The organism is Nostoc sp. 'Lobaria pulmonaria (5183) cyanobiont', assembly GCF_002949795.1.
In the GTDB taxonomy this organism is placed as follows: domain Bacteria; phylum Cyanobacteriota; class Cyanobacteriia; order Cyanobacteriales; family Nostocaceae; genus Nostoc.
The window spans coordinates 4,334,115-4,346,548 of record NZ_CP026692.1 but is presented as its reverse complement, the minus strand read 5'-3'; the positions used below and the strand labels follow the sequence as shown (position 1 = coordinate 4,346,548).

Annotated in this window: 14 protein-coding genes; 2 read left to right on the top strand and 12 right to left on the bottom strand. The window is 42.0% G+C overall.

Features of this window, described 5'->3' with window-relative positions:
- Positions 1–802 precede the first annotated feature (802 nt).
- Positions 803–1,555 carry a Mut7-C RNAse domain-containing protein gene (locus NLP_RS19115; protein ID WP_104907771.1) on the top strand — a complete coding sequence of 251 codons (753 nt, stop codon included), beginning with the start codon at positions 803–805 and terminating at the stop codon, positions 1,553–1,555.
- Positions 1,556–1,573: 18 nt separating this feature from the next.
- Here the strand turns inward: NLP_RS19115 and NLP_RS19110 are convergent, their stop codons facing one another.
- Positions 1,574–1,795, bottom strand: a complete 222-nt coding sequence (locus NLP_RS19110) for a hypothetical protein (protein WP_104907770.1) — start codon at positions 1,793–1,795, stop codon at positions 1,574–1,576.
- 96 nt (positions 1,796–1,891) lie between these two features.
- On the opposite strand from NLP_RS19110, the gene NLP_RS19105 reads away from it, so the two are divergent.
- A complete protein-coding gene (locus NLP_RS19105) occupies positions 1,892–2,893 on the top strand; it encodes an ROK family protein (RefSeq protein ID WP_104907769.1) in 1,002 nt (333 codons plus the stop codon).
- A gap of 184 nt (positions 2,894–3,077) precedes the next feature.
- Here NLP_RS19105 and NLP_RS34250 read toward each other — a convergent pair whose 3' ends face one another.
- From NLP_RS34250 to NLP_RS19055, 11 genes are all read right to left on the bottom strand, one after another.
- Positions 3,078–3,512: a Uma2 family endonuclease gene (locus NLP_RS34250; protein ID WP_234016982.1), complete on the bottom strand. Its 435-nt coding sequence runs from the start codon at positions 3,510–3,512 to the stop codon at positions 3,078–3,080.
- A gap of 6 nt (positions 3,513–3,518) precedes the next feature.
- Positions 3,519–3,665 carry a hypothetical protein gene (locus NLP_RS34245; protein ID WP_199784650.1) on the bottom strand — a complete coding sequence of 49 codons (147 nt, stop codon included), beginning with the start codon at positions 3,663–3,665 and terminating at the stop codon, positions 3,519–3,521.
- Between the two features lie 51 nt (positions 3,666–3,716).
- Entirely contained in the window at positions 3,717–4,826 is a 1,110-nt protein-coding gene (gene proB / locus NLP_RS19095) for a glutamate 5-kinase (protein ID WP_104907768.1), read from the bottom strand.
- 287 nt (positions 4,827–5,113) lie between these two features.
- The gene (locus NLP_RS19090) at positions 5,114–5,653 is read right to left on the bottom strand and encodes a YqeG family HAD IIIA-type phosphatase (protein WP_104907767.1); all 540 of its coding nucleotides are present in this window, start codon (positions 5,651–5,653) and stop codon (positions 5,114–5,116) included.
- 53 nt (positions 5,654–5,706) lie between these two features.
- Positions 5,707–6,333 carry a hypothetical protein gene (locus NLP_RS19085; RefSeq protein ID WP_104907766.1) on the bottom strand — a complete coding sequence of 209 codons (627 nt, stop codon included), beginning with the start codon at positions 6,331–6,333 and terminating at the stop codon, positions 5,707–5,709.
- Between the two features lie 231 nt (positions 6,334–6,564).
- A complete protein-coding gene (locus NLP_RS19080) occupies positions 6,565–7,137 on the bottom strand; it encodes a DUF3727 domain-containing protein (RefSeq protein WP_104907765.1) in 573 nt (190 codons plus the stop codon).
- A gap of 143 nt (positions 7,138–7,280) precedes the next feature.
- A complete protein-coding gene (gene ruvX / locus NLP_RS19075) occupies positions 7,281–7,778 on the bottom strand; it encodes a Holliday junction resolvase RuvX (RefSeq protein ID WP_199784649.1) in 498 nt (165 codons plus the stop codon).
- Entirely contained in the window at positions 7,759–9,015 is a 1,257-nt protein-coding gene (locus tag NLP_RS19070) for a GNAT family N-acetyltransferase (protein ID WP_104907763.1), read from the bottom strand. Before NLP_RS19070 ends, ruvX begins: the two co-directional genes overlap by 20 nt.
- A gap of 208 nt (positions 9,016–9,223) precedes the next feature.
- The gene (locus NLP_RS19065) at positions 9,224–9,430 is read right to left on the bottom strand and encodes a hypothetical protein (RefSeq protein WP_104907762.1); all 207 of its coding nucleotides are present in this window, start codon (positions 9,428–9,430) and stop codon (positions 9,224–9,226) included.
- 143 nt (positions 9,431–9,573) lie between these two features.
- Positions 9,574–10,065: a hypothetical protein gene (locus NLP_RS19060; RefSeq protein ID WP_104907761.1), complete on the bottom strand. Its 492-nt coding sequence runs from the start codon at positions 10,063–10,065 to the stop codon at positions 9,574–9,576.
- Positions 10,066–10,211: 146 nt separating this feature from the next.
- A complete protein-coding gene (locus NLP_RS19055) occupies positions 10,212–12,350 on the bottom strand; it encodes a pentapeptide repeat-containing protein (RefSeq protein ID WP_104907760.1) in 2,139 nt (712 codons plus the stop codon).
- Between the last annotated feature and the right edge of the window lie 84 nt (positions 12,351–12,434).

Sequence of the window (12,434 nt, the reverse complement as noted above, 5' to 3'; positions counted from 1 at the left end):
AAACTTGGTTTCTTTGGCAAAATCAAATATATTAAATCTGGTACACAGACGCAAAGCGACTTGGAGAGTTACCGACGATTAACTTGCTTACAATATCGATGTAGCTGATACTACAATCAAAAATATTCCTCGCAGCAACCTAGTTGTTTAAAGTTTTGCTGAAATTATCTACATAGCTAGTTACATATCCTGCTTTTACACATAAAGATATAATTCTGTGCTGATCTTCTGAGAAATATATTCCTAAAGGTAGATGCAGAAGCATTTAATTAACAGCAAACGCTTAAGTAAGCCAATACTGTTTTAAGACTTCTTCCACGCTATCTGCTTTCTAATATATCTATCAATCTATCCTTATTGCAAATTTTTCTCAATAGGCTGAGAAAAATAAAAAAAGTCAAATTAGGGGTAAATGCTTTACTTCCCCGTACTCCATCTGCGATAAGTTAATAATCAAAAGTAGTGACTAATTATTAGCAGTGTCATTGACATTAACATTAACAAATTTGGTATTTAGCGTTTTACCTAATTTAACTTCTCGAAGATACTGTCAGGGTTTGATGATAAGCATCTGCTTTGACTGTAACTGAAGTCAATAATAAATGCAAGTATTTAAGAATCTTTATGACTTCTTTACAATTTGTTGCCTCTAGGACATTGGTTAAATCAAGGTAAACAGGCATTTAGTAGAGATATCTTACTATAACAAGCATTGATAGCTTCAATTTAATAGAGAAAGTTTTACAATTATGACGAATTGTTGCTAGTAAAGGCGCACTTACTAATCCAAATATCTGTAGCTATGGCGATCGCATATTTCTACTTTCATGCAGAATTGAATCATTTTTTACCACGGCATCACAAACAGGTGAGAATCTCTCATTTTTTTGAGGAAAAAGCCTCAATTAAGGACATGATTGAGTCGTTGGGCGTCCCTCATCCAGAGGTGGATTTTATAAATGTTAATGGTGAATGTGTAAATTTTTCTTACATAGTTTCCGATGGAGACACTATCAATGTTTATCCAATTTCAGCGAAGAATGTTATTATACCAAGCGTTTCTGTTCTGCCAAAACCACTCAGTATTATCCGCTTTGTTTTAGATATTCATTTGGGGAAGCTTGCGACATCTTTACGACTTTTAGGTTTTGATACTTTATACCGCAATGACTACGAGGATGAAGAATTAGCCCAAATATCCTCCAGCCAAGGGCGGATTCTCTTGACTCGTGATAAAGGTCTATTGATGCGTAGTTTGGTAACGTATGGGTATTATGTTAGAAACACTAACCCTCAACAACAAATTGTAGAAGTACTGCAACGTTTCGACTTATTTAATTTAATCTCACCATTTAAACGGTGTTTGCGTTGTAATGGATTATTAGAACTTGTAGATAAGCAATCCATTATTGAACAAGTGCCAGAAAAGGTGCGATCGCAGATTGATCAATTCCAGCGCTGTCAAGACTGCGATCGCATTTATTGGAAAGGTTCACATTATGAACGATTACAACAGTTTATTGATGGAGTACTTAACTCACAAAAAGGTGAGTAGCTTAGTCATGCCAATTATTTAACCACCTGAAATATTGCCACTAATTATTTGACTACCCCCGATTCTTGGATCTTCATCTTCGCGATTAAAATCATCAAGAGTGGGGTTTTGCTTTCTTTGTCCACTAACTTCTTCTGGTTCAATGGGATCTGCCTCTTGAGCTTTATCGACATCAAGGGAAATAGGAGGTTCTTTGGCCTGAGAAAAATCAATGAGTGGATTGGGTTGATCGGGAGTCATAATTTACTAAATTAGTATGGGATTTTCTTTAGTGTTGAATTTATTTTGCTTGCAAACATCTTTCTTGAGAAAGAAACCACGTAGGTATAAAAAACTATGACATTAATTTTAGCTCTCGATTTTGGCGGAACTAAGCAGGCAGCAGCAACAGTAAATATCGGTTCTAGAAAGTGGTTGCGTTATGAACGTCGTCTCTCGCCAGTAGGTGCAGATGCTAATACTGACTTGGAAATTATGCGATCGCTAATTTACTCTCTGTTGCAAGACACAAAACCTGCTGCGATCGGTGTCAGCTTTGGCGGCCCAGTTGATGCTTCCACAGGGACGGTGCGACTATCTCATCATGTCGCTGGATGGGAAAATATTCCTCTCAAAGGGTTGTTGGAGGAGGAGTTTGGTATTCCTGTTGGTGTAGATAATGATGCCAATGTTGCTGCTTTGGGTGAACACCGTTTTGGTGCGGGACAGGGATACGATAGTCTGCTTTACATAACTGTCAGCACTGGCGTGGGTGGTGGTTGGATACTCAACGGCCATCCTTGGCGGGGTGCTGGTGGGATGGCTGGCGAAATTGGACATATCGTTGTAGATCCTGCTGGGCCAGTGTGTTTGTGTGGTAAGCGGGGATGTGTGGAACGTTTGGCTTCGGGACCTTATATGGCGCAAAATGCTAGGGAAATTTTGGAAAACGTAGACGCGCTAGCGGCTTCCCGAAGGGTACTACAGAAGCGCGGAGGACTCAGAGATGGAGAGATTTTGAGGGGTTTGGTGGGGGATGATTTAAGGTTGCTGACGGGACAGTTGGTAAGTGAGGCGGCGGCGGCTGGGGATGAATTGGCGAAGGAAGTTTTGCACAAGGCTGCTTGGGCGCTGGGTGTGGGTATTGGCAATGTAGCGAATTTGATGAATCCGCAGCGCTTTGTGTTGGGAGGCGGGGTGACGAAAGCGGGGGAGGATTTCTGGCGGGTGGTGCGTCAGGTGGCACGGGAGACGGCTTTGCCAGAAGTTGATTTTGAAATTGTGCCGGCGGTTTTGGGGGATGATGCGCCTTTATGGGGCGGTGTAGCGATCGCTTCTATGACAATCCCAAATTTGTAAATGAGTGAGGCGTGGAGCGTGTGCAAACAGAATTAGTTATTTTTGATTGTGATGGAGCGCGTGTTTTTTACTCTATGCACCAACTGCCTTCTTTGTTGTCCCACCATTAAACTTATAATTCTAATGTAAAAATTAACACTCTGAGCGATATTAAAATATTTTTTTTCATTTAAACCTATTATTACTACCGTTGAATATTTTGACGAAACTCTCTAATTGCTTCCAAGGGAGACGATAATAAAACACAACGATTGAGTATGGATAAATCTAATTCTGGGAATAACTTACTTTTAACAACTTTCTCATATTCTTGTTCTCGTAAGCAGTAAACCTCAAATGTGCCATCTTCCCAAAACCAAACTTCCGAGACTCCCATTAATTTGTACTTCTGTAACTTTATGGGACTACCGCTAGTACTGACTACTTCAATACAGAGGTCTGGTATCGGTTTGTCGTTTTCAAAGCAATAAGATAAGTCAGCTTGATATTCTACTATCTTGGGAAGAACCTGGCTAAAACTCCCACTACGAAAAAACTCAATACCCTTAATTTCAAAATAAGTAATCAGCAGTGCAGGAATTAAACGCTTGATCGCCTCATGAGGCTTACCAATAGTCACTATTTCTCAGACTCCATCACAATAAAATAAGCGCACTCCTGGTACATTTTCAAAGCTAGCTTGAATCGCTTTAAACTGTTCCCAACTTAACCCATGTCGAAAGAAGCGTTGTTCTTCTGGTAAGTTAACAACATTTTCTAACGTTTGAGTCATAATATTTTTACTCTCTCAGTTAGTAGTTACAAAGTTTATCTCATTTCCATTTTAAGTCAAAACCAAATTATCCCGATGAATCACGGTTTCTGCACCGGCATATCCTAAAATTGTGGAAATTTCTCGTGAATGACGCCCAGAAATCTTTTGCAGTTCATTGCTGTTGTAATTTACAAGTCCTCTAGCAATTTCGTTACCGTTGGTGTCACATAATTGCACAGCATCTTGTGTGTCAAACTCTCCTTCTACCGCCTTAATTCCAGCCGCTAATAAGGATCTTCCTGCTAGAGAAATTGCCGCGATCGCACCTTCATCTAAATACAATTTACCCGCAGGTACAAGTCCGTAAGCTATCCAACGTTTACGCGCCGAAGTTGGTTCCGGTTGCGGTTCAAAATGTGTCCCAATAAGTTCACCTTGAATAATTTTTTCAATATTCCGGGGAAATCGCCCTTGGGTAATTACGGTACGCACTCCCGCCGCAATGGCAATCCTCGCAGCCGAAATTTTTGTCACCATACCGCCAGTACCCCACCGAGAACCTTGGGAACCTGTTTGTATTTGTAATTGAGCTAATTCTTTAATGCTACTAACTAGAGCGATCGGCCGCGCATCTGGTACAGAACGCGGATCGGCTGAGTACAGCCGATCGACATCGGTAAGTAAAAATAGCCAATCTGCTTTTACTAAGCTGGCAACCAATGCTGAAAGAGTGTCATTATCACCAAATTTTAGTTCGTCTATTGCTACGGTATCATTTTCATTTACTATGGGAATCACTCCAAGTCCCAATAGTTCTTGAAAAGTGTTGTAGACATTGAGATAGCGGCTGCGCTGTACTAAGTCACTGCGAGTCAGTAATACTTGAGCGATCGCTTGTTGCAAGGTAGTAAATAAATCATCATATATACGAATTAACCTGCCTTGTCCAACTGCTGCTACAGCTTGTTTGAGTGCGATCGCCTTGGGACGTTCAGTTAAACCCAACCGCGCACAACCCACGCCTACAGCGCCAGAAGAAACCAAAATCACCCGATGTCCTTGGCGTCTTAAATCGCAGAGTGTCTCTGCCAAAGTGGCAATGGTAGAAAGTGCTAATTGTCCCGTTTCTGATTGAGTTAGGCTAGAAGTGCCGATTTTCACAACAATTGTTTTAGTCATTAGTCATTAGTCATTGGTCATTAGTTATTGGTCATTAGTCATTGGTCATTAATCATTAGTAACTGACGAATGACAACGGACAAATGACAAAGGACAAATGACTAAAGAAATTGTAAAGCGCCAATCCCTCTATAGTGAAGGTTGACGCTTTACGGAAGTATATTTACTTAGTATGAGTTAGAGTCTTTTTTGGCTGACCCCATGTTATTAATACTTATGATCCCCGATTTTTTGGTTCCAGTAAGATTCCTTAATTATTTCTTTAGATTTACTTTCCTGACGATTTCTCAACTTTTGTGAATCTTCTTTTTCTTGGGGGTAATAGAGGCTCCCAAAATTTCAGATATCCAAACTTCAAAGTTGCGGACGGGATGAGAGCGGAGAGCCGCATCGGCATGAACAATTGGTTCGACTAAAATGGTAAACATTCCCAAACGATTACCTGCTAAAACATCGGTAAACAAGCGATCGCCTACCATTCCTACTTGATGTACTGGTAGATCCATTCCCCTAAGTGCTGCTCTAATTTTGCGTCGGGAAGGCTTGGCCGCACCTAAGTAGTAAGGTAAGTTGAGCGATCGCGCAATTCCACCAATTCGGGCTTCACTGAGGTTGTTACTCACTAAACACAGTGCAGTACAGGTGCGGATTTGCTCTACCCACTCTCGTAGTTCTGGGGAAGCTATCCCGACTGTAAAGGGTACTAAAGTTTCATCTACATCCAATACCAGCCCTTTAAGCCCGTATTTTTGGATAATATCTGGTGTTAGGTTCAACACTGAACCCTCTAAAATCAAATCAGGCTGTAAAAAATTGTTCCAGACCATAATCAACAGTCAAATGTAGATAGCTAAGACAAATGAGCATAACCCAATATAGTTTAGTTAGTCGAACTCCATCCTGGAATGTCTCCCTGAACATTTTGAGATAAAATCCCTAAAATCTTATCTATCTCTTTAATATAATAATTATTCAAATCAATAAATATATCGTTTTCTTCTAACTTTAAAAACTTCCAAATCTCCCCTGTTGTTACCGCACCGTAAATTTTTCTGATTTCATTTCCTTCTTGTTGATTAAACAAATGTGCTGCCAACATTGCGGCTGCACATTGACCTAATCCACCTTTAATATTTTCATTTTTGGCTTCAATAATAACCACCACTGGCACATTAATCGTTAGCTGCTCTCTAGAACGACTGATAAGAAAGTCACAGTATCCATTCAGACCTTTTTCTGCATCTACATTAAAATCTGTTCCCGAAAATAAGCTAATTGGATAATTAGCTCTGCGTCTTACCTCCAACAATATCGGAGTGATAATCATTTCTGAACGAGCTTTTTCAGTATTAATCGCTAAAGCTAATTCTGTAGTTTCTTCTAAAGAATTTTTGAGTTTCTCACTTGCCTGTAAAGGTTCTATGTCGGCACATAAATCAGTTTCTTCATCAATGCGGATACTGAATGACTTTTTAAATTTACTTAATGTAAAATCGCTATAAGCCATTTTCAGCACCTCATACTAATTTGAGATTTTAGATCGTGGAATTCAAAATCCCTACAAAAATGCTTTTTCCAGGATTTTAAACAATACTAGTTGCCCCAATGTAATGTTAATGTTTCATTGCTTCCAACATTTAATGGAACAAAGTAAAAGATTTAAGTAAATTGTGATTTCAATCAAAAACTACCAATTAAAAAATTCAAAATGAAAATATTACATTTTGAATTTTTAATCTTATTCAACTTCATTAAAAAGATGTTCTTCTAACAGAGGCTGCACTTTGCGGAACTCCTCTGGAGAGAGTAATTCGGGTTCACCTGTTTTTGTTATCCGTGCAAAAAACAACAGAGGATCTAGGGGTGTATAAATTGCATACTCCTGATCTTCTTCATAAAAGCTAGCGAGTAACTGTAATTGCTCAGGCTCTAAATCTGCCTCTTCGTCTTCGATTTCTAAGGTGAAGAGTTCTGATTCTTCCACTGGCGGTAAATCACCTGCAACAGTCAGAGCATAAGCTGTGTTCTTTAATATCAAGTTCTGCTCAGATAGTACAGCTTGGGCATTAGCAAAAATTTGCTCAATTATCGTGTCATCTTCTACCAGAACTGCTTCTTCTTCCTCACCGTCACCTTCCCAAGAAAAAATTTCTACAGGTGAGTCAACAGGAAGAAGCAAAACGTATTCTTGTCCATCTACCTCCAGGGAATGCTCTATGTAACAATCGAGCGATCGCCCTTTGTCATCGGTTAAAGTGATGGAACCCGCATGAGCGTTATCATTTTCTTCAGGAAATGGAGAGGAAAACATAGCCGAAATGTAGAAATTTAATAAATACCAGCAAGTTTGAAAATCGTTTAACTATAGTTAATGACATATTATGTCAAACAAATAGCTTTATACGTAGATACAACTGCTGGCTAATCGTTTTCAGAATATCATGTTAAAAGGTATCAATATTCAATAGCTGCAACTGAACTGCGGGAGTTGGCACGCTTCACATCCAGCCATTGTTGCAAAATCAAAGCGGCTGCCTTGCGGTCAATCAAACCTTTATGGCGTGATGGGGAGCGGTTTTCAGCTATCAGCAGTTGCTCTGCTTGAAATGAAGTTAATCGCTCATCCATATATTCCACAGGTAGGTTCAGTGCTTTAGCAAGTCTTTTAGTAAATTTCTGAACTTGATGTGCCTGAAATCCTAGTGAGCCATCCATTGAATAAGGTAAGCCCATAACTAGAACTTGCACCTCACGTTCATCAACTATTTGTCGGATTTGCTCGACATCCTGCTCAAAAGATGTGCGCTCAATTGTGGTGATTCCCGTGGCAATTAAACCCGTGCGATCGCATCCAGCCACACCAATCCGCTTGCTGCCAAAATCTAGTCCCAACGCGGAAATAAACGGTTTTGGTTGCTCTTGGGATATCACACTAATTCTCCTGCTGTCCATCTGCTGATTCAGCAATCGGCGATGTTTCTATGCTAGGGTTTTTTACCGAAAAGTTAATCGGTTCTGGCTTGCTTGGCAGAGGTTTATCTGACGATGGTAACTTTCCTGGTTGTATCCATGACATCCCACCTGGTATAGGTTTACGAGTAGGTTGTAAACCTTGCAGCATATCAGTCCACTGGATTCCTTCTAAGGAGACGAATTTCGACTCTCGTAGCTTGTGCCACACAGAGCGCGACATCACTAATGTATGTTCTATGCGTTTTGCCCCAATTCGCTCCAAATATTCTTCTCGCTCTGCCTGATAGTCTGAGGATGCTAGTTGTAACCCTTGCTGGGGAAAATCTTGGGCAATACGAGCCAGTTGAGATAATAATTCTGGATAAAGCCAGGTGTAAGCAGGATGAACTGTCAGCGTTGCAGCATGGGGAACTTCACCCTTGCGATCGAGTTGCACCTGAAAATAGCCGATCGCAGCTTTGCGTTGCGGTTCAAATACGTAACCACTGACTACTTCTGTTTTGGTTAGCCATTGCATTACTGCATCAGTTAAAGCGCCGAACAAACTGGTTTTAAAGTCGCGGGTATTGCGGTCAAAAACCTGACGCACCAGAGGTGGCATCGATGCCGTATCTAATTGATATAGCAACTGGGCATCAGCATTACTCACAGGCAAGAGGTTGGGCAAGTCTGGCTCTGCTTGTGCCAATTCAGCCAGTAATTCTGGCCCAATTTCCCAGTATGTCATTTCTGCCAGACGCTGGAATCCATTTTGCCGATATAGTGCCAGCGCCTCTATGTCATTGATATTAACTTCCAGTAGCCAAGTGCGAGCTTCTAAAATCGACTCAAAACAATGACGCAAAAGTTGCGAACCAATTCCTTGTTTATCGACACCACGTTCTAGTAGCACTTGATCGATCCGCCAAGTACTGCGTGTGCGGTTAAAAGGTGACACTTGAACCATCCCTAAAAGTATCCGCCCTTGCTCCGCGACATAGGCACAGAGGCGATACTGTAGCGGGTTAGGAAACCAACTTAAAAATTTGAGTAATCCATACCAGCGACGCAGCCTTTGCATCTGGCTGATGGCAAAACCTGCTCCCTTGGGAGTGAGGGCTGCGAATGACTCTTGAGTTATGCGCTCGATTCCATCCAGATCCCGGTATTGGACTGGTCGAATAACAACGCTGAGGTTTCTGGGAAGTAATGAAGTCATTTTAATTCGAGCCGCCATTTAGCCTTAACTAACTGCTCTTCAAAGCAAGGAACTGCTGCAATAATCTTAACTAGTTTCTGTTCTCTACTATTGTGCCAAAAGGGTGATTTTAGTAACTTAATACTTAAAAAACAGAAAAAGCAGACCTTGTGAGAACACCATTGGCATTGACCCAACAACATCTGCCCTTATTTTATTTGAATTTTGATTAAAATTTGTATATATTTTATAACCCTTGCCGAGAAACTAGCTTTTCAAAGTGGGCTTGGGTTTGATGGAGTAATTGGTGGCGACTATCTACTAGTGTTTGCTTCAGCGTTGGAACAAGATTGCGAGCTTGTAGAGTCATGTGAAGTTGCAGGTTGGCGACATATTCACTGAAATCTTGATTCATTTCATCTGCGCCGGCATCCGTTAATAAATTTGATTCCATTGCCACTGTGTTCTCCTGTGTTAATCCTGTGCTGTCTCTCTTCATGACCAAAAATTATCACATTGTTTGGACTAACTTCTTTATTTGCAATGAAGTTTAACGCTTCTTAGGGATAGCGATCGCAGTAGAGTTTTTCTCGGCTATTAAAATCTCAAACCAACACCACCTTGTACTGAGATAGCTGTACCACTACTATCTCGGTAGGCATCAAAAGCAATAATGGCATTGCCAAAAAGGACAGTATTGCTATTTGGGATCATATAATCAATGCCCGGTTGTAAGGCAAAACTAATTTTGTCACCCACAGGAGAAGAACCACCACCACCAGCCAAAACTAATCCTGCGCCCAGGTAGGCATCAGCTTGCCAGTTGAGGGGTAAATCGTAAGAAACCGTTGGTACAACTGCCGTATTATTACCAATTAGCACTTGGGCACGCAGTGAAATTGGTGCTTCCAAAAGCTTGTAGCGCCCTGCTATCACCCCCCCAAATTGGATACCATCGGTAATACCAATAGTGGGGCCGATACCGATATAACTACCATAAGCTACTTGAGCTTGTGCTGGTCTAGTACTCGCCAAACTCAAGACCAAACCAGCCCCTAAAACTGAAACCAAAGATGGAATATACTTCATAACCGACTTCCTCACACCAATTAGTCATTAGTCATTAGTCATTAGTCATTAGGCATGGGGGATTGGGCATTGGGCATTGGTTATTCTCCTTTTCCCTTGTCCCCTTGTCTCCTCATCCTCCCCTGCTCCCTGCTCTCCCTCTCATTCTACGGGCAACGGGGATGAATACCTCCTTGAGTACAAATGTACGCTAATTGCTTGGCATCTAAATTTTTGGCTTGAGAAAAATCAACGCCTTGAACTACGGCAGATACTGAGCCTAAATCTGGGGTTTGGACAAATTGATCTGCTGGATCTTGTTTGCTAGGAGCGAGAATTGCTCCTTTAAAATCTGCTCCAGCGACATTCGCCCCCCGTAAATCTGCAAGACTTAGGTCGGCATTTTGCAAGTTAACGTTTTCCATTTGGGCAGAACGTAAAACAGCACCAGTTAAACGAGTAGCACTCAGGTTCGCATTGCTGAGATTAGCACGATCCAAATAAGCTCCTGATAAATCTGCCCCTTGCCAATCAGTGTTAGTTAAGTTGGCAAAAGATAATTGCGTTCCGATAGCAGTGGCGCGACCTAAACGCGCTGCATACAGATTGGCTTCGTTCAATTTGGCATCGCCTAAATCTGCCCCAGTCAAGCTGGCTTTTTCCAAAACTGCGTTTCGCAGATCGGCTCCTACTAGTTGGGTGCTGTTGAGTTTAGCATCATATAGACGCGCGTTGGATAAGTTGGCTCTGTTAAGAGTGGCGCGACTCAAATCGATCCGGTTCATCAAGACGCGACTGAGGTTAGCATCAGTAAGATTGGCTTGCTGCAACTGAGCTTGGCTTAAATCAGCCATTACATCGTCGTAGGTATCCCAGCGTCCATCTTCACCTACACCCCGGAAGCGGCTACCCTTAAAGCTGGCTTGGTTAAGATTCGCAGATTTAAACTTAACTCCTGATAAATCAAGATTGTCCAGTACCAAGTTGAAGGAGGAACTTCCTGAAGTACCGCTTTGACCTAATTGGGTTCTACTAAGGTCAACACCCTCGATTTTACCGCTGTAAACAGAGAGAATCTTGTTGATCGTCCGCTGGTTTCTTTGTAGCCGCCCTTGCCGTAATTCCCGCTCTTTGGTTGCAGTACTACCTACAGATTCCAGTTCGCTGACCAAAAACTGATTCTTATTTTTGAGTTCCGGGATGGCTTGGGGCCCGACAGTTGTCAAAGCTTGTTGAATCGTATCCAGGACGCTGGGGTTAGTTTCCTTAACTAATAAATCCGCAAGAAATTTAATGGATTGTGGGTCGTTAAGACCACCCATAGCCAGAATTGCACTTTGACGTTGCTCATTAGTCGCCCCAGAGTCGGGAGTCAATTGTTTGACGAGTTCGAGGAATTGTTGGCTGTTGATTTGCTTGGTTGCTCGCTGGGATTGTTGAATTTGGATATAAACTTGAGTGCCGATTAAAGTTGCCAGCACAGCAGTCATACTCGTTAGCCCTATCCCAAACAAAGCCAGATTGGGATTTTGCTGTATCCGCCGCCACAAATTAGGCGATTGGTTGGTTCGATCTGCCGCTAATTCTTCTCCCTCTTGCCCTTCTTCTACTTGATCCTTATCGCCAGCCGACTGAGCTTGTCTGTTGCTAGCTAAAACTGCATCGATTGTATAAGTACCTGCAAGTTGATCGTGGAATGCGCGACGCCCCCGACGCGACGGTAAGCCTATCCCTTCACCCACAATCATTAATAAAGACAAAAATGTGAATAATCCTAAATTCGGAAAAGCAAAGCTGTAGCGCCACAGCAGATAGGCGATGGAAATGGGTACAGTCCAACGCCCAACGCCTTCTCTAATCACAACTGCCCCCAATCCAGGTGGCTTTTCTTGCTCGTTGACAACCCGCACTTTTAACCAACGTTTCCCAATTGTGCTACCAGTCTTCGCTAATAAATACAATTGCCACCACGAGAGAGTTACAGGCGCTAACAAGGCGATTGTCCACAAAATATTAGTCGGCCATGCGACGTTACGGATGCCATAGCTCACAGGTAGAGCTAGGGGTCTGGCGATCGCTCTTTCTGTAACTACCAGCACGGGGTTAAGCGGCACTCGGTTCAGATCGCTTCTAGAATTGGCATAGACACCAATGCCGAAGGGAATCAACCCACTAGTAACCACTAGTGTAATTTCAGCCGCCCAAGCAGCAAAACGTCTACTTGCTAGCAGTAGCGAATTGGCTCTTTCCGATTTTTTTGACTGACCAGATTGATTACTAGTTCTCCTGACAATTGGTGAGGTCATCGTATAGGTTCCTTTGATATTATTTCTACGCCGCGATCGGCACAATTAAAATAGACTCAGCTAATCAGCAAGAAGAAAAGCATA